The organism is Hydrogenophaga sp. (assembly GCF_019635465.1).
Lineage (GTDB): Bacteria > Pseudomonadota > Gammaproteobacteria > Burkholderiales > Burkholderiaceae_C > Hydrogenophaga.
The window spans coordinates 135,916-151,877 of record NZ_JAHBZK010000005.1 but is presented as its reverse complement, the minus strand read 5'-3'; the positions used below and the strand labels follow the sequence as shown (position 1 = coordinate 151,877).

Below are 15,962 nucleotides of genomic sequence, written 5' to 3'. Positions count from 1 at the left end.
CGCGTTGTCGGGCCGGTGATCAGCCCAACAGGCGCGTCAGCGCTTCGCGGTATTTCTCCGCCGTTTTCTCGATCACCTCGCGCGGCAGACGCGGCGCGGGCGGCGTCTTGTCCCATGGCTTGCCGCCGACTTTGGCGGTCTCCAGCCAGTCGCGCACGAACTGCTTGTCGTAGCTCGGTGGGTTGCTGCCCTCGGCGTATTGCTCGGCAGGCCAGTAGCGCGAGCTGTCGGGCGTGAGCACCTCGTCCATGAGCACGACCTTGCCCTGGGCGTCCAGGCCGAATTCGAACTTGGTGTCCGCAATGATGATGCCCTTCCTGAGCGCGATGTCGGCCGCGGCCTGGTACAGGCGGATGGCGATGTCGCGGATCTGCGCGGCCACGTCGGCGCCCACCATCTCGACCGTGCGCTCGTAGGTGATGTTCTCGTCGTGCTCGCCCACAGCGGCCTTCGCGGCCGGCGTGTAGATGGGGTGCGGCAGCATGGAAGCGTTGCGCAGGCCTTCGGGTAGGGGCACGCCGCAGACCGAGCGGCTGTCCTGGTACTCCTTCCAGCCGCTGCCGGCCAGGTAGCCGCGCACCACGGCCTCGACCGGAATGGGTTGGAGGCGTTGCACGAGCATCGAGCGCCCGTGCACCTGGGCACGCTCGTCGGCAGTCACCACGCTGTCCGGGTCGTCGCCGGTGAGGTGGATCGGACAGATGTTGAGGCCCTTGGGGCCGAGCTGGTCGAACCAGAACAGCGACAGCTGGGTGAGCAGTTCGCCCTTGCCCGGGATGGGCTCGCCCATGATGACGTCAAAGGCGCTGATGCGGTCGGACGCCACCATGAGGATGCGGTCCTCGCCCACGGCGTAGTTGTCGCGCACCTTGCCGCGCGCGAGCAGCGGCAGGGACTTGAGGCTGGAGGTGTGCAGGGCGGAGGTCATGGCGCGAAATCCGGAGGGGCGAGAAAAAAGGCCCGTTGAACGCTCAACGGGCCTGGGCAGTTGCCGGGTGCAGTTCGGCGGGATTATCGCCGTTCGTGGCGATCAGTTCACCACCTGGGCCAGTTCGCCCTTGGCGTACTTGCCGGCCACGACCTGCAGCGTGTCGCCTTTGATCTTGCCGGCCTGGCCTTCGCAGCCGAACTCGATGTAGCGCTGCTTGCAGACTTGCTTGGCGGCTTCACGCGCGGGCTTGAGCCACTCGCGGGCGTCGAACTTGTCGGGGTTCTCGGCCAGGAACTTGCGCACCGCGCCGGTCATGGCCAGGCGGATGTCGGTGTCGATGTTGATCTTGCGCACGCCGAACTGGATGGCTTTCTGGATCTCTTCGACCGGCACGCCGTAGGTTTCCTTCATCTTGCCGCCGTACTGGTTGATCTGGGCCAGCAGCTCCTGCGGCACGCTGGACGAGCCATGCATCACCAGGTGGGTGTTGGGCAGGCGGCGGTGAATCTCCTTGATGCGCTCGATGGCCAGGATGTCGCCGGTGGGCTTGCGGGTGAACTTGTAAGCGCCGTGGCTGGTGCCGATGGCGATCGCCAGCGCGTCCAGCTGCGTCTTCTTGACGAAGTCGGCGGCCTGCTCGGGGTCGGTCAACAGCTGCTCGCGCGTCATGGTGGCATCGGTGCCGTGGCCGTCTTCCTTGTCGCCCTTCATGGTTTCCAGGCTGCCCAGGCAACCCAGCTCGCCTTCGACGGTGACGCCCAGTTGGTGCGCCATGTTGACCACCTTCTTCGTGACGTCGACGTTGTAGTCGTAGCTGGCGATGGTCTTGCCGTCGGCTTCGAGGCTGCCGTCCATCATGACGGAGGAGAAACCCAGGTTGATGGCGCCCTGGCAGACGTCGGGGCTTTGACCGTGGTCCTGGTGCATCACCAGCGGGATGTGCGGGTACATCTCGATGGCGGCCTGGATCAGGTGCTTGATGAAGGGCTCGCCGGCGTATTTGCGGGCGCCGGCGCTGGCCTGCAGGATCACCGGGGCGCCGACTTCGTCGGCCGCGGCCATGACGGCCTGCACCTGTTCGAGGTTGTTCACGTTGAACGCCGGAATGCCGTAGCCGTTGGCGGCGGCGTGGTCGAGCAGTTCGCGCATCGAGACGAGGGCCATGGGGGTTCCTTGCTGGGTTCGGGGATGCTTCGGTGAAGCGTTCGGGACAGCCGGCGATTCTAACTTTTGATGGACACCGGGACGCCGGCCCGGTGTGTGCACGAATCGTCACAAAGGGCGGGGAACTGTGGCGGCGTGGCAGCACCCACCCCTGTTTTGCACCCACGCGGTGAGAAAGGATGTTGCATGACGGAGCGCGTAGCGGGAGGACTGGTCGGTGCCTTGGTGCTGTTTCTGGCGCCTGCGCTGGCGTTTGCCCAGGTCACCCTCAAACCGGACGGCCAGTGGCGCTACCTGCTGAGCGCTGGCGCCAGCGTCTCCTCGGGCAACAACGATGCGACCACCCTGAACCTGAGCGCCGAAGGCGCGCGCCAGACGGCGATCGACAAATGGACCTGGGACGCCAAGGCCGACCGGGCGCGCAGCAGCGGCGTGAGCACCGTCGAGCGATTCGGCCTGCGTACCCAGTACAACCGGGACTTTTCGCTCGATGGGTTCGCCTTCGGCTCGGGCGAATGGTTGCGCGACCGGCTGGCCAATCTCGATGCGCGCTACTCGGTGGCCACCGGTGTGGGGCGCCACGTCTGGAGCGATGAACAAGGCTTCTTTGATGTGTCGGCCGGCCTGGGGTATGCCTACGACCGGTACGTGGCACCCACCACCGTTGCCGGATCGCTGCGCGACACCTACGGCCGTGCCGAGCTGGTGCTGGCCGAGGAATCCAGCCACAAGCTCACCGATACCACCCGCTTTCGCCAGAAGTTCGCCGTGTACCCCGATCTGCGGGATCGCGGCAAATACCGCGCACTGCTCGATGCGGGCCTGACCGTGGCGATGACGAAGTCCATCAACCTCACGGCGGGCCTGACCTACCGCTACGACAGCGATCCCGGCACCGGGCTCGAGAAGGCCGATGCGATGTTCGTGACAGGCGTGTCGATGCGCCTGGACTGACGCAGCGCCCGTCTCGTCTCAGCTCGCCCGGCAGATCTTGAGCGTGTTGGTGCCGCCGGGCTGGCCCATGGGTTCGCCCACCGTGATGGCGTAGACGTCGCCCGACTGCACGATGCCGCGCTTCTTCAGGTGCGCTTCGGCGTCGGCGAGCGCGTTGTCTCGGTCCACGTTGGTTTCCATCAGCAGCGGGCGCACGTTGCGGTAGAGCGTCATGCGCCGCTGGGTGGTCAGGTTGGGCGTCATCGCGTAGATCGGCGTGCGCACGAGGTGGCGACTCATCCACAACGCGGTGGAGCCCGAGTCGGTGAGCGCGACGATGGCCTTGGCGCCCAGGTGGTGGGCGGTGAACAGCGCGCCCATGGCGATGCTGTGGTCGATGCGGGTGAAGGTCTTGCCCTGGAAGTCGGCGCCCAGTTCGTGAAAGTCGGCCTTCTCGGCCTCCAGGCAGATGGCGGCCATCTCCTTGACCGTCTCGAGCGGGAACTTGCCGGCCGCGGTTTCGGCGCTGAGCATCACCGCGTCGGTGCCGTCGAGCACGGCATTGGCCACGTCGCTGACCTCGGCGCGGGTGGGCACCGGGTTGACGATCATGCTTTCCATCATCTGCGTGGCGGTGATGACCACTTTGTCCATCTCGCGGGCGAGGCGGATCATGTGCTTTTGCAGCGCAGGCACGGCGGCGTTGCCCACCTCCACCGCCAGGTCGCCGCGCGCCACCATCACGCCGTCCGACGCCTTGAGGATGTTGGCCAGTTCGGGAATGGCCTCGGCGCGTTCGATCTTGGCAATCAGCCCGGGCTTGTGGCCGCCACCGGCCACCGCGCACAACTGGCGCGCCAGTTCCATGTCGGTGGCGTTCTTGGGGAAGCTCACCGCCACGTAGTCGGCCTTGAGGCCCATGGCGGTCTTGATGTCGTCCATGTCCTTGGCGGTGAGCGCCGGTGCGGTGAGGCCACCGCCCTGCTTGTTGATGCCCTTGTTGTTGGACAGCTCGCCGCCGAGCTTGACGGTGGTGTGCACCGCCGGCCCCTTCACTGCGTCGACGGTGAGCACGATCAGACCGTCGTTGAGCAACAGCGTGTCCCCGGGTTTTACGTCGCGTGGCAGCTCCTTGTAGTCCAGGCCCACGCCTTGCTCGTCGCCGGGTTCGCTGCGGGCGGCGTCGAGCACGAACTTCTCGCCGGGCTGCAGCTGCACCTTGCCCTGCGCGAACTTGCCGACGCGGATCTTGGGACCCTGCAGGTCGGCCATGATGCCCACCTCGCGGCCCGCGCGCTGCGCCGCCTCGCGCACCAGCGTGGCGCGATCGATGTGGTCTTGCGCGGTGCCGTGCGAGAAGTTCAACCGCACCACGTTCACGCCGGCCCGGATCATGGCCTCCAGCATGGCGGGGTCGCTGGAGGCAGGGCCGAGGGTGGCGACGATCTTGGTGGCGCGCGTGGGCATGGGGGGTGTCTCCGGAGGATGTATTGCTCGGCGTTGGTTGGCCATGGTGGTGATGCCGTTTTGGCGGCGATTATGGGTGAGGCCGGCCATGCAATCGCGCATGGCGGCGTTCAAGCCGTGACCGCCTCGGGGGTTGGTGGGGTGGCAGGCAAGGCCGCTTCGATGCGCGTGCCTTTGCCTGGGTGGCTGAGCACCTCGAGCTGACCCGCGTGCGACTCCACGCGCACGCGCATGCCCAGCAGGCCGTGGTGCCCGGTGGGCACCGCATCGGGGTCGAAGCCACGTCCATCGTCGTGCACCGACACCTGCACGAGCGCATCGACCTGCACCAGGCGCACCTGCACGTGGCGCGCCTGAGCGTACTTGCCGATGTTGGTGAGCGACTCCTGCACCAGCCGGTACACCGTGAGTTCGGCGTTGCGGTCGAGGTCCACGGCCGACAGGTCGGCGTCGATTGCGATGCCAAGGCTGCCGGCCATGTCGCGGCACAGCGCCTCGATCGCCGTGATCAGGCCGAGCTGATCGAGCGCCGACGGATGCAGGTTCTCCATGATGCGGCGCTTGACCGCGATGCCTTCGTTCAGGCGTTGTTCGATCCCGGCCAGCCTTTCGTGCGCCACCGGCGGCAGCTCGGGCACGCGCCGCAGCCGGGCCAGCTCGAGCTTCATCGCGGTGAACAGGCCGCCCATCTCGTCGTGCAGTTCGCGCGCCACGCGACCGCGTTCGTCCTCGCGCGCGTTCACGTGGTGGCCGGCCAGGTTGCGCAGGGCCTGGGTGCGCAGCGCCACCTGGCGTTCGAGCGAGTCGCGCTCCTGCTGCAACTGCCGGGCGTGGCGCACCTGACTGGCCTGCAGCAAGGCGTTCTTGCGCAGGAAGAAGGCGTACGCCAACAGGCTGAGCACCGCCAGGCCGTGCACGCTGAATCGCCCCACCGCCAGGGTGCTGTAGATCTCGGCCCGCTCGGCCGCGATGCGGCGTTCTTCGGTCACCAGCAGCACATCGGCGGCGCGGCGCACCGCTTCCATCTTTTCGCGACCGATGTCGGTGTTGAGCAGGCCTTGCCAGGCCTGGTGCGCGCTGGCGTCGTAGAGCTTGATGGTTTCAGCAGTTTCCGAGACCTTCTGCAGCGCGCGCTCCTGCAACGTTTCGACCAACTGGAGCAGCTCGGGGTCACGTTGGTAGTGGTCGCGCACCCGTCGCAGGGCGCTGTCCAGATCGACCTGGGCCGACTTGTAGGGCGCGAGGTATTCGGCCCGGCCGGTCAGCAAGTAACCGCGCTGAGCGGACTCCATGTCCAGCAGGCTGCGCGTCACTGTCTGCAGGGCATTGCTCGCGCTGTCGCGACCACCGAGGTTCACCAGTGAGTCGAGTGCGCGCTGGTAGGTCCATTCGGTGCCGGTGAACACGCCCAGCGCCAGCAGAAGGGCCAGACCGACGGTCAGCGGCGTGCGCCAACGCGAGCGCAGGGCAGCAACCATCGGTGCGGTGATCGCCATGCGGAGGACGATCCTCAGTGCAGCCCACCGGGCACGCTGGGTGTGCCGTCGGCGATGTGCTCGCAGTAGCTGATCAGTTCGTCGAGTTCACAGGACTTGTCGAACACGCGGTCGGCGCCCAGCACGGCGCAGCGCTGGCGGATGTCGGGGGTGGCGTGGTTGGTGAGCACCACGCGCCGGACCGGCAGTTGCGCCTCCTGCGCCGCCTTGAGCACACCCAGGCCGGAGCCCGACAGCAGGAACAGGTCCACGATCATCAGGTCGGCCGCCTCGCCGCTGCGAATCCATTGCACCGCGTGGGACTCGTCGCGGGCATGCCCCACCACCTCGAGCGGCATCAGCTCTTGCAGGGTGGTCACCAGGTTGTCGTAGATGACCAGGTTGTCTTCGACAAAGAAGGTCTTGAGCGTGGACACGGGGCGATGTCGGGCAGGGGTTTGGCGAGCAGCGGGTGAGTGTTGGGCGGGTCGAATGATGCCCGGTTCGACCGCCCGGGGGAATGGTTCGCGGCCGAATCGGCTGTAGGACGGGTCCTACAGCCGATGGCGTGCCTTGCGCATCAGCGGACAACGATGTCGTTGTGAACCGCTTGCACGCCCGGCACGGCGGCGGCCACTTGCTCGGCCTGTTCGCGCTCGGTGTTGGTCTTGGCAAAGCCCGACAACTGGACCGTGCCCTTGAGCGTCTCGACATTGATGGCCATGGCGCTGACCACCGGGTCATTGGCAAAGCGCGTCTTCACGCGGGTGGTGATAGTCGTGTCGTCGATGTAGGACCCCACGGACTGTTGGTCGCGGGCGACCGCGCAGCCGGTGGTGGTCAGGACGGCCGTGGTGGCGACCGCGGCCAGAAGAACGTGGGCGAATTTCATGCTTGGCTCCGTTGGGAATGGGGCCTCAGGGCACGGGGCCCCGAGGGATGGCGGCGGATGGCGCTCAGCTCTGGGCGTCGATGGTCAGGCGGTTGTCGACGTCGATCACGCCGTCAACTGCCTTGGCCAGGGTGGTGGCGCGCTCGCGGGCCTGGGTGTTGGGCGCCGTGCCGATCAGGGCCACGCGGCCGTTGGTGGTGTCGACGTCGATGTCCATGGCCTTGAGCTGGTCGTCGGCCGCCAGGGCGGCGTTCACCTTGGCGGTGATGGTGGCGTCCGCGGCGCCGCGAGCGATCGCGTCGGCGGCTTCGCTGCCGGCGGTCTTCATGTTGTTGACGGCTTGCTCTGCGTCGTTGCGCACCTGGGTGCCAGCGCTCTGGACTTGTTCAACGGAGCGGTCGAGCTGCTGGCCGACGGTGGCGTCTTCTTTTTCGCCGCAGGCCACCACCAGCGCGGAGGCGGACAGTGCGGCGACCAGGGCGGTCAGGCGGGCGGTTGGGCTGAGGTTGCGTTTCATGGTGATCTCCTGAAGGTGTGCCGACGCGCACGCCGGCGGTTGGTCAATGTCGGGCTGGGGGGCGTTAGCGGTCAGTGGCGGCTGCCGCGCTGCATATGTTTGGAAGCGTGGCTGGAGGATTCGAACCAGTCGTCGCTGACGCGACGCTCCCAGGCAGCGACCTGTTTTTCCGCTTCCTCGCGGGCGCAGCCATAGCGCTCCTGGATCTTGCCGGCGAGCTGATCGCGGCGGCCTGCCACGACGTCGAGATCGTCGTCGGTGAGCTTGCCCCACTGCTCGATCATCTTGCCCTTGACTTGCTTCCAGTTGCCTTCGATGCGGTCCCAGTTCATGTGATGACTCCTTGTGGTTTCGTCCCACCGCCGGGTGACGGTGGCGGCTGTCTTGCGAGGCATCTGCCTGGCGTCGAGCCGTGGAGTCACTGTAAAAATCCGGACGGTTTCGCGATGTCGGCGGCGTCGCCGGGCGGTTGTAGGACAAGACCGATGCGCGGGCATGGTGTAGGTGCTGTCCGACAAGGGCACTACCGGTGCCCTGATAAATTGCGCGCAACCAACTCGCTGGAAGCGACACATGATCAAGATCGGCATCGTTGACGACCACGCCATCGTGCGAACCGGGCTGCGCCAGTTCCTGGGCGAGCACGTTGACCTGAAGGTGGTTGGTGAAGCCAACAACGGCCGCGAAGCGCTGGAGCTGGCGCGCGCTGGCGAAGTCGAAGTGCTGTTGATGGATCTGTCGATGCCCGAGCACGGTGGCGTGGATGCATTGCAGGCCATCAAGGCGCGATTCCCGGACCTGGCCATCCTCATCCTCAGCGCCTTCCCCGAGGCGCAGTACGCCACCACCTTGCTGCGCCACGGTGCCAGCGGCTACCTCAACAAGGAGTGCGCGCCCGAGGAGATCGTCAACGCCATCCGCACGGTGGCCCGGGGTCGTCGCTACATCAGCCCGGCGGTGGCCGAACTGCTGGCCGACGGCGCGGCCGGTGACACCGAGCGCGCGCCGCACGAAAACCTCTCGGAGCGCGAACTGCAGGTGTTTCTGCGTCTGGCCAAGGGCGAGACGGTGGGCGGCATCGCCGAGGCCATGTTCCTGAGCGTGAAGACGGTCAGCACCTACCGCACGCGCGTGATGGAAAAGCTCAACCTGGCCAGCAACAGCGACCTGACCTACTACGCGCTCAAGAGCGGGCTGATCCAGTGATATGCGACCCGTGTCGGCCTTGTCCGACACGGGCATGCGGCGTGTGACGACAGCGCCATTGCAGTGCGCTCCCTACAGTGAAGGGCATGGGCGGTCTGCATCCGCGACGCCCTTCCCGCCGACCCGTTCGGCGCAACACAAGGAGCCCGCCATGCTGCACTACGCCGTCGTCTTTTTCATCATTGCGCTCATCGCCGCCGTCCTGGGGTTTGGTGGCATTGCCGCCGGCGCCGCCGGCATTGCCAAGATCCTGTTCATGGTGTTTCTGGTGGTCGCCCTGGTCACTTTTGTCGCAGGCTTGTTGCGACGCTGATCACCCGACACGCTGTGTTGATCGGCCATCCGGTATCGAATTGAGATACCGGATGGCCGATTTGTTTTGTCTGGTTCATCCACTCGGCACCTGACTGCAACGTCGGTTTGACCATGGCGGCCTGTTCAACCACCGCTGAGGTGATGCATGGTCGCTACCGACAACGCCAACCGATCCGACAACACCGCGCCTGAGCGCGCCGAACGCCACGAACGCGCAGAGCGCGAGCCCAGAGGCGCGCACATTCGATGGGTGGTGCGCGACACGCGTGCCTGGCAGGTGCAGGTGTGGGTGTCGTTTGCACTGGCGGTCTTTCTGTGTGCGGTGGGGCTGTCCTGGTTGCCTGGTTCCCCCCTGGACCGTGCTTTCATGGTCATGGGCTATGTGTTCTGCCTGAGCAGCGTGTTCGTGCTGTCCAAGGCCATTCGCGACGGCGAGCAGGCGCGCCGTGACCGCCAGCCCGAAACGCCTTTCTGGCGCCTGGTGGTCTGGGGTGGTTTCGCGGTCGCCATGGGCCTGACCGGTTGGGGTCTGGCGCGCATGGACGTCAACCCCGCCTACCGGGCCTACCTGGGTGTGAGCTGGCTCTACCTCGTCACCACCGCCTTCACGCTGGCCAAGACCTTGCGCGACCGCTTTGAGGCCGACCTGGCCGAGCGCGGTCTGGGTCGTTGAACACCACCCATCAGGAGACTTGTCATGAACCTCGTGTCGACCTGGCGCCGTCTGGCGCTGATCTCGGGTGTGTGTCTGTGTCTGGCGGGCCCGGTGCGCGCGCAAAGCGAAGCCTCGGTGGCGTTGTCGATGCTGCCCGTCGCGTCGGTTGTCGCATCTGTCGCGGCCTCGGGCGTGGTGGCTTCCGGTGCGGCGGCCACCGTGAGTGCGGTGCCTGTGGCCTTGTCGGTGGGTGGGGCCGTTCTGACCGTGAAGGCGGTGCAGGTGAGCGCGACCGGCACGGTCTACCTGCTGGAGCGCGCATCGGACGGCGCTCGGGTGAGCGTCGAGGTGTCGGGCCGCGCGGCATCCGCCGTGGCCATCGGCGTCGGCTCGGTGGTGACGGTGAGCGTGATCGGATCGGGCGTGGTGCTGTCCACTGCGGCCGAGGTGCTGGCCTTCATTCCGAACGAGCTCGGGCGTGCCCTGTTGCACAACGAACGGCTGACCTATTGAGACCCGCCATGCGCAAGACCCTGCTTGTCGGCCTGCTGGCCTTCGCTGGTGTGGCGGCCCATGCCGGCCGCGCCTGCGACACCCACCCCCTGACACCGAACGCGCTGATGCGCGGCATGGCCCTGGCCCAGCACACCGCCGAAGCGCTGGACGCCGAGCATGCGCGCAGCGGCGCCCGCGTGGTGCTGCTGGCGCGCGCCGGCCAGGACCTGAGCCGCTATGGCCTGCGCTATTCGCACCTGGGCTGGGCCTGGAAGACCGACGACGGTCCCTGGCGGGTGCTGCACAAGCTCAATGACTGCGGCACGGCGGTCGGGGCCATCCACCGCCAGGGGCTGGGCGAGTTCTTTCTTGACGATCTGTGGCGCCACGAAGCCAGCTGGGTGGTACCCACGCCGGCGGTGCAGGCGCCGCTGCTGGCAATTCTGAGCCAGCCTGAACGTGCCCTGGCCATGCACACCCGCGACTACAACATGGTGGCCTACCCCTGGAGCACCCGTTACCAGCAAAGCAACCAGTGGGGCATCGAAGTGCTGGCCGCGGCCTTGGAGCCGGGCATCCGCGACCGCGAGCAGGCGCAGGCCTGGTTGCGCTTCAAGGGCTACCAGCCCACCACGCTGCGCCTGGGGCCGCTGACGCGGCTGGGCGCCCGTGTGGGCTCGGCGCACATTGCCTTCGACGATCACCCGAATGCCCAGCGGTTTTCGGATCGCATCGACACGGTCACCGTCGATTCGGTATGGCGCTGGCTGCCCGCCGTCGGCCTGTCCGGGCCACCGGTTCGCATCACCGATTGACCGTTCATCATATGAAAAAGTGAGCAATGAACTTGACCGTCATGCTCAAAACGATATAATGCCGCGCTCCACCCCATCAACAACCCGCGTGCACCCCGTGCCACGGTGTGGGGGGAGCCCCGGCAACGCCGGGCGCCACCGGTCGCCTTGGCGGTCACCGGCGATTCGCTTCCCGCCTGGCCGGCACTGAGCCGGCCCCCGCCTCGGACGTGCACCGGCCGATCAACGCCCATTTCCATTTGTTCTTCTGGCTCGGTCCGGCGCTGCCCGGTCCGGCCACTGTCGTCGGGCAAGTCCCGTGGGCGTCGACCGGCCATCCGAACAGGAGGGCATCACCACCATGTGTGGACTCGCAGGCGAGATTCGCTTTGACGGCCAGACCGTCGACCCCCGCGCCATCGCGCGCATGAACGACCAACAGGCCGCGCGCGGCCCGGACGGCCAGGGCCTCATGGCCTTCGATCGCTTCGGCTTCGGGCACCGGCGCCTGAAGATCATGGACCTCTCGGACGCGGCGCAGCAGCCAATGTTCGACCCCGCGCTGGGCGTGGGCATCGTCTTCAACGGCGCGGTCTACAACCATCCTGAACTGCGCTGCGAGCTTGAAGGCAAGGGCTATCGCTTCCAGTCGCACGGCGACACCGAGGTTCTCCTCAAGGCCTACCACGCCTGGGGGCCGCGTTTCGTCGAGCGCCTCAACGGCATGTTTGCCTTCGCAATCTGGGAGCGCGACAGCGGCCGGGTGCTGCTGGGTCGTGACCGCCTGGGCATCAAGCCGTTGTACCTGGCGCCCTTCAAGGGCGGTCTGCGGTTTGCGTCCAGCCTGCCGGCGCTGCTGGCCGCCGGCGATGTCGATACCACCATCGACAACGAGGCCTTGCATCACTACCTGTCGCTGCACGCCATCGTGCCGCCGCCACGCACCCTGCTGCGCGGCGTGCGCAAGCTGGCGCCCGGCACGCTGCTGCACATCGAACCCGACGGTACGCAGCGCGAAGAGCGCTACTGGTCGCTGGACTTCGCGCGCAGCGCAAAGGACGACGCGCGGTCTTTCGACGACTGGCGCGAGATCCTGCTCGAAGGCCTGCGCGCGGCGGTCAAGCGCCGCCTGGTGGCCGACGTGCCCGTGGGCGCGCTGCTCTCGGGCGGCGTCGACTCCAGCCTCATCGTCGGGCTCATGGCCGAGCAAGGCGTTGCCAACCTGCGCACCTACAACGTCGGCTTCGAGGACGTGGGCGGCGAGGTCGGCAACGAGTTCCAGTACGCCGACATCGTGGCGCAGCGCTTCGGCACGGTGCACGAGCGCATCTTCGTGCCCGAGGCGCAACTGCTCGACCGCCTGCCTGAGGCCATTGCCGCCATGAGCGAGCCCATGGTCAGCCACGACTGCATCGGCTTCTATCTGCTCAGCGAGGCCGTCTCGCGCCACAGCAAGGTGGTGCAAAGCGGGCAGGGTGCCGACGAGGTGTTTGGCGGCTACCACTGGTACCCCAAGGTCGCGGGCAGTCAGCAGCCGGTGGACGACTACTGCGCCGCCTTTCTCGACCGCGACCACGCCGAGATGCGCACGGTGGTGCAAGGCGCGCACTTGAGCGAAGACGTGACGCGCGCCTTCGTCGCGGAACGACTGCGCGCAGCGGGCGCCAGCGACCCGGTCGACCAGGCGCTGCGCCTGGACACCACCGTGATGCTGGTCGATGACCCGGTCAAGCGGGTCGACAACATGACCATGGCCTTCGGTCTCGAAGCGCGCGTGCCCTTTCTCGACCACGAACTGGTCGAGCTGGCCGCACGCATTCCATCGCGCCACAAGCTGGCCCACGAAGGCAAAGGCATCCTGAAAGAAGCTGCGCGCAGGGTGATCCCATCCGAGGTGATCGACCGACCCAAGGGCTACTTCCCGGTGCCAGCGCTCAAGCACCTCAAGGGCCGCGTGCTCGACATGGTCAAGGACGCACTGCACAGCCAGGCCGCACGCGAGCGGGGTCTGTTTCGCGACGACTACGTCAAGAAGTTGCTGGCCGCACCCAGCGAGCACATCACGCCGCTGCGGGGTTCCAAGCTCTGGCAGCTGGGTCTGCTGGAGTTGTGGTTGCAGACCCATGTGCGCTGACATGACGACATTGCAGAGGAGGCATCCCATGAACACCGCTGTCACCAAACGCCAGCACGCGCAGCGCGCCTTGCGACTGGCACGCTCCACGCTGCCACACGAACCCGGCGAACGCCGCGACGCCGTGGTGCATTGCGGCTGGGGTCGCCTGATTGGCGGCCACACCTTCGACGACCCGGCCGCGGTGGCGCAGGCGCTGCTGGCCGAGCAACCCGGCGAGCGCGACATCGCCTTCTACCTGGACAAGCCGCACCTGGTGGTGTCGCACGCGCCGCAACAGCTTTTCGTCGACCCGTCGGAGAGCTTTCGATTGCCTCTGGCGGCCTACGTGCCGCAACGCGCGCGGCGCCAGGGCTTCACCATCCGCCGGCTGCGTTCGCGCGCCGATGTGGCGGCCATCAATGCCATCTACCGCGCACGGCGCATGGTGCCGGTGGACCCCGCGCAGGTGTGGCGTGAGCGCGCCGACCGGGCCAACGTCTATGTGCTGGCCGAGGACCGCATCACCGGTGAAGTGCTGGGCGTGGCCATGGGTCTGGACCACGCCGATGCCTTCGGCGATGCGCAGCCGGGGTCGAGCCTGTGGGCGCTGGCCGTGGCGCCGCAGGCCAGCCATCCCGGCATTGGTGAAGCGCTGACGCGTTATCTGGCGGAGCTCTTTCTGGCGCGTGGCCGGGCGTTCATGGATGTGTCGGTGCTGTACGACAACACCCAGGCCATCGCGCTGTACCGCAAACTGGGGTTTCAGAACATTCCGGTGTTTGCGGTCAAGCGGCGCAACGCCATCAATGCGCCGCTGTTCACCGAAAGCTCGCCCGAAGACGGGCTCAACCCCTACGGGCGCATCATCGTCGACGAGGCGCAGCGGCGCGGCATCCGCGTCGAGGTGGTGGACGCCGAGAACGGCTACTTCAAGCTCAGCCATGGCGGGCGCAGCGTCACCTGCCGCGAGTCCTTGTCCGAGCTGACCAGCGCCGTCGCCATGAGCCGCTGCGCCGACAAGCGCGTCACCGTGCGCCTGCTGGCGCAAGCGGGCCTGCATGTGCCGGCGCAGACCCTTGCCGCCGATGCGGCGCACAACGAGGCCTTTCTGCGCGCCAACGGCGCCATCGTCGTCAAGCCGGTTGACAGCGAACAGGGCAAGGGCATCGCGGTCAACCTCACCTCGATCGAAGAGGTCGAGACCGCGATCGAGAATGCCAGCCGGTTTGACGAGCGCGTGCTGCTCGAACAGTTCTGCGAAGGGCAGGACCTGCGCATCGTGGTCATCAACCACCAGGTGGTCGCAGCGGCCGTGCGCAAACCCGCAACGGTGGTGGGCGACGGCACCTCCACAGTTGCCGAGCTCATCGACAAGCAGAGCCGCCGTCGCGCCGCAGCCACCGGGGGGGAGTCGCGCATCCCGGTGGACGGCGAGACGCGGCGTTGCCTGGCGGGCCAGGGGCTCACGCTCGAAGACGTGCCGCCCTATGGGCAGGCGGTGCCGGTGCGCCGCACCGCCAACCTGCACACCGGCGGCACCATCCACGACGTGACCGATCAGCTGCACCCCGCGCTCAAGGTTGCGGCCGAGCACGCCAGTCGCGTGCTCGACATACCTGTCACCGGGCTCGACTTCCTGGTACCTGCCGTGGATGGCCCCGACTACGTGATCATCGAAGCCAACGAGCGACCGGGCCTGGCCAACCACGAACCGCAGCCCACCGCGCAGCGCTTCGTGGACCTGCTCTTTCCTGCCACCGCATCCATGGAGACCTCCGCACCATGACCGAGAAACTGCACCCCCTGCCGCCGCTGGACGAAGCCTTCCTCGAAGAAACCTTGCTGCAGCTGCTGGCCATTCCCAGCCCGGTGGGTCTGACCGACGCGGTGGTTCGCTACGTGGCCGGTCGCCTCGACGCGCTGGGCATCCCCTACGTCATCACCCGCCGTGGAGCGATCCGCGCCACGCTCAAGGGGCGGGAGCGTCATCCCGCGCGCGCCATCGTGGCCCACCTGGACACACTGGGCGCCATGGTGCGCGAGCTCAAAGGCAACGGCCGCGTCGGCATCGTGCCCATCGGCAGCTGGTCGTCGCGTTTCGCCGAAGGCGGTCGGCTCACGCTCTACACCGACGCCCAACAGATCCGCGGTACCTGCCTGCCGCTGAAGACCTCGGGCCACGCGTTCGGCGACGGCATCGATTCGCAACCCAACAGCTGGGACCACGTCGAGGTGCGCCTGGACATCCCGTCTCAGAGCCGGGAACAGCTGATGGCTGCGGGTGTCAACGTCGGCGACTGGATCGCGTTTGATCCCCAACCCGAGGTGCAGCCGGGCGGCTACATCAACGCGCGGTACCTGGACGACAAGGCCGCGGTGGCCGTGTTGCTGACCGCCTGCAAGGCGGTGCGCGACGGCAAACTGAGTCTGCCGGTGGACGTGCATCCGCTGTTCACCATCACCGAAGAAGTGGGTTCGGGCGCGTCGGCCGCGCTGCATGGCGACATCGCCGAAATGGTGAGCCTGGACATCGCCATCGCGGCGCCCGGCCAGACCACCGACGAGCGCGCCGTCACCATCTGTCTGCAGGACCTGTCCGGGCCCTTCGACTACCACCTCTCGCACAAGCTCATCAAACTGGCGCAGGCCCACGGCATTTCGCACCGACGCGATGTGTTCAAGTTCTACCGCAGCGACTCGGCAGCGGCGGTCGAAGCCGGCAACGACATCCGCACCGCACTCATCGGCTTTGGCGCCGACGCCTCGCACGCGCAGGAGCGAACCCACTTCGATTCGTTGCGGGCGCTGGGTCAGTTGTCGGTGGCCTACCTGATGTCGGAGCCGGTGGCGCGGCGCGATCGCCAGAGCATGGGCTCGATCGAAGGCTTCACCGAACAGCTCACGCCCGAGGAGATGCAGGTGGCCACCACCGCCTTGCCCGATCCGCAGGAATTCCTCGACCCAGCCGATCGCTGACGCGCCAGAGCGGACCAGGCGAGCTG

17 protein-coding genes are annotated in these 15,962 nt (G+C 67.1%); 9 read left to right on the top strand and 8 right to left on the bottom strand.

Annotated elements, in window-relative coordinates; all coding sequences use genetic code 11:
- Positions 1-19: 19 nt before the first annotated feature.
- Positions 20-928, bottom strand: a complete 909-nt coding sequence (locus KF871_RS06130; protein ID WP_291139700.1) for a phosphoribosylaminoimidazolesuccinocarboxamide synthase — start codon at positions 926-928, stop codon at positions 20-22.
- A gap of 102 nt (positions 929-1,030) precedes the next feature.
- A complete protein-coding gene (fba, locus tag KF871_RS06125) occupies positions 1,031-2,095 on the bottom strand; it encodes a class II fructose-bisphosphate aldolase (protein ID WP_291139697.1) in 1,065 nt (354 codons plus the stop codon).
- 186 nt (positions 2,096-2,281) lie between these two features.
- Here fba and KF871_RS06120 point away from each other — a divergent pair, with 186 nt between their 5' ends.
- Complete coding sequence (locus tag KF871_RS06120; protein WP_291139694.1) at positions 2,282-3,049, top strand: DUF481 domain-containing protein; 768 nt, start codon at positions 2,282-2,284, stop codon at positions 3,047-3,049.
- Between the two features lie 18 nt (positions 3,050-3,067).
- Here KF871_RS06120 and pyk read toward each other — a convergent pair whose 3' ends face one another.
- The 6 genes from pyk to KF871_RS06090 all read right to left on the bottom strand — a co-directional run bounded on the left by pyk (position 3,068) and on the right by KF871_RS06090 (position 7,711).
- Positions 3,068-4,495 (bottom strand): pyruvate kinase, encoded by a 1,428-nt coding sequence (pyk, locus tag KF871_RS06115; RefSeq protein WP_291139691.1) that lies wholly within the window; start codon positions 4,493-4,495, stop codon positions 3,068-3,070.
- 110 nt (positions 4,496-4,605) lie between these two features.
- Entirely contained in the window at positions 4,606-5,991 is a 1,386-nt protein-coding gene (locus KF871_RS06110; protein WP_291139688.1) for a CHASE3 domain-containing protein, read from the bottom strand.
- Between the two features lie 14 nt (positions 5,992-6,005).
- Positions 6,006-6,407 (bottom strand): response regulator, encoded by a 402-nt coding sequence (locus KF871_RS06105; RefSeq protein ID WP_291139685.1) that lies wholly within the window; start codon positions 6,405-6,407, stop codon positions 6,006-6,008.
- Between the two features lie 143 nt (positions 6,408-6,550).
- The gene (locus KF871_RS06100; protein ID WP_291139682.1) at positions 6,551-6,862 is read right to left on the bottom strand and encodes a BON domain-containing protein; all 312 of its coding nucleotides are present in this window, start codon (positions 6,860-6,862) and stop codon (positions 6,551-6,553) included.
- 64 nt (positions 6,863-6,926) lie between these two features.
- The gene (locus KF871_RS06095) at positions 6,927-7,379 is read right to left on the bottom strand and encodes a BON domain-containing protein (protein ID WP_291139680.1); all 453 of its coding nucleotides are present in this window, start codon (positions 7,377-7,379) and stop codon (positions 6,927-6,929) included.
- A gap of 71 nt (positions 7,380-7,450) precedes the next feature.
- Positions 7,451-7,711: a CsbD family protein gene (locus KF871_RS06090; protein ID WP_291139677.1), complete on the bottom strand. Its 261-nt coding sequence runs from the start codon at positions 7,709-7,711 to the stop codon at positions 7,451-7,453.
- Between the two features lie 241 nt (positions 7,712-7,952).
- On the opposite strand from KF871_RS06090, the gene KF871_RS06085 reads away from it, so the two are divergent.
- From KF871_RS06085 to KF871_RS06050, 8 genes are all read left to right on the top strand, one after another.
- Positions 7,953-8,585, top strand: coding sequence for a response regulator transcription factor (locus tag KF871_RS06085; RefSeq protein WP_291139674.1), 633 nt, complete (start codon positions 7,953-7,955; stop codon positions 8,583-8,585).
- Between the two features lie 151 nt (positions 8,586-8,736).
- Positions 8,737-8,898, top strand: a complete 162-nt coding sequence (locus KF871_RS06080) for a DUF1328 domain-containing protein (protein ID WP_291139671.1) — start codon at positions 8,737-8,739, stop codon at positions 8,896-8,898.
- Positions 8,899-9,045: 147 nt separating this feature from the next.
- Entirely contained in the window at positions 9,046-9,573 is a 528-nt protein-coding gene (locus KF871_RS06075) for a YiaA/YiaB family inner membrane protein (protein WP_291139668.1), read from the top strand.
- A 24-nt stretch (positions 9,574-9,597) separates the two neighbouring features.
- Entirely contained in the window at positions 9,598-10,068 is a 471-nt protein-coding gene (locus tag KF871_RS06070) for a hypothetical protein (protein ID WP_291139665.1), read from the top strand.
- A gap of 8 nt (positions 10,069-10,076) precedes the next feature.
- A complete protein-coding gene (locus KF871_RS06065; RefSeq protein WP_291139662.1) occupies positions 10,077-10,865 on the top strand; it encodes a DUF2145 domain-containing protein in 789 nt (262 codons plus the stop codon).
- A gap of 340 nt (positions 10,866-11,205) precedes the next feature.
- Positions 11,206-12,978 (top strand): N-acetylglutaminylglutamine amidotransferase, encoded by a 1,773-nt coding sequence (locus KF871_RS06060; RefSeq protein WP_291139659.1) that lies wholly within the window; start codon positions 11,206-11,208, stop codon positions 12,976-12,978.
- A 28-nt stretch (positions 12,979-13,006) separates the two neighbouring features.
- On the top strand, positions 13,007-14,746 hold the full coding sequence (gene ngg / locus KF871_RS06055; RefSeq protein WP_291139656.1) for an N-acetylglutaminylglutamine synthetase: 1,740 nt from the start codon (positions 13,007-13,009) through the stop codon (positions 14,744-14,746).
- Positions 14,743-15,936, top strand: a complete 1,194-nt coding sequence (locus KF871_RS06050; RefSeq protein WP_291139653.1) for an osmoprotectant NAGGN system M42 family peptidase — start codon at positions 14,743-14,745, stop codon at positions 15,934-15,936. Before ngg ends, KF871_RS06050 begins: the two co-directional genes overlap by 4 nt.
- Positions 15,937-15,962 lie beyond the last annotated feature (26 nt).

Excerpts from the sequence above, each read along its gene's own strand:
- KF871_RS06130 (WP_291139700.1), bottom strand. The coding sequence starts at position 928 with ATGACCTCCGCCCTGCACACCTCCAGCCTCAAGTCCCTGCCGCTGCTC.
- fba (WP_291139697.1), bottom strand. The coding sequence starts at position 2,095 with ATGGCCCTCGTCTCGATGCGCGAACTGCTCGACCACGCCGCCGCCAAC.
- KF871_RS06120 (WP_291139694.1), top strand. The coding sequence starts at position 2,282 with ATGACGGAGCGCGTAGCGGGAGGACTGGTCGGTGCCTTGGTGCTGTTT.
- pyk (WP_291139691.1), bottom strand. The coding sequence starts at position 4,495 with ATGCCCACGCGCGCCACCAAGATCGTCGCCACCCTCGGCCCTGCCTCC.
- KF871_RS06110 (WP_291139688.1), bottom strand. The coding sequence starts at position 5,991 with ATGGCGATCACCGCACCGATGGTTGCTGCCCTGCGCTCGCGTTGGCGC.
- KF871_RS06100 (WP_291139682.1), bottom strand. The coding sequence starts at position 6,862 with ATGAAATTCGCCCACGTTCTTCTGGCCGCGGTCGCCACCACGGCCGTC.
- KF871_RS06095 (WP_291139680.1), bottom strand. The coding sequence starts at position 7,379 with ATGAAACGCAACCTCAGCCCAACCGCCCGCCTGACCGCCCTGGTCGCC.
- KF871_RS06090 (WP_291139677.1), bottom strand. The coding sequence starts at position 7,711 with ATGAACTGGGACCGCATCGAAGGCAACTGGAAGCAAGTCAAGGGCAAG.
- KF871_RS06085 (WP_291139674.1), top strand. The coding sequence starts at position 7,953 with ATGATCAAGATCGGCATCGTTGACGACCACGCCATCGTGCGAACCGGG.
- KF871_RS06080 (WP_291139671.1), top strand. The coding sequence starts at position 8,737 with ATGCTGCACTACGCCGTCGTCTTTTTCATCATTGCGCTCATCGCCGCC.
- KF871_RS06075 (WP_291139668.1), top strand. The coding sequence starts at position 9,046 with ATGGTCGCTACCGACAACGCCAACCGATCCGACAACACCGCGCCTGAG.
- KF871_RS06070 (WP_291139665.1), top strand. The coding sequence starts at position 9,598 with ATGAACCTCGTGTCGACCTGGCGCCGTCTGGCGCTGATCTCGGGTGTG.
- KF871_RS06065 (WP_291139662.1), top strand. The coding sequence starts at position 10,077 with ATGCGCAAGACCCTGCTTGTCGGCCTGCTGGCCTTCGCTGGTGTGGCG.
- KF871_RS06060 (WP_291139659.1), top strand. The coding sequence starts at position 11,206 with ATGTGTGGACTCGCAGGCGAGATTCGCTTTGACGGCCAGACCGTCGAC.
- ngg (WP_291139656.1), top strand. The coding sequence starts at position 13,007 with ATGAACACCGCTGTCACCAAACGCCAGCACGCGCAGCGCGCCTTGCGA.
- KF871_RS06050 (WP_291139653.1), top strand. The coding sequence starts at position 14,743 with ATGACCGAGAAACTGCACCCCCTGCCGCCGCTGGACGAAGCCTTCCTC.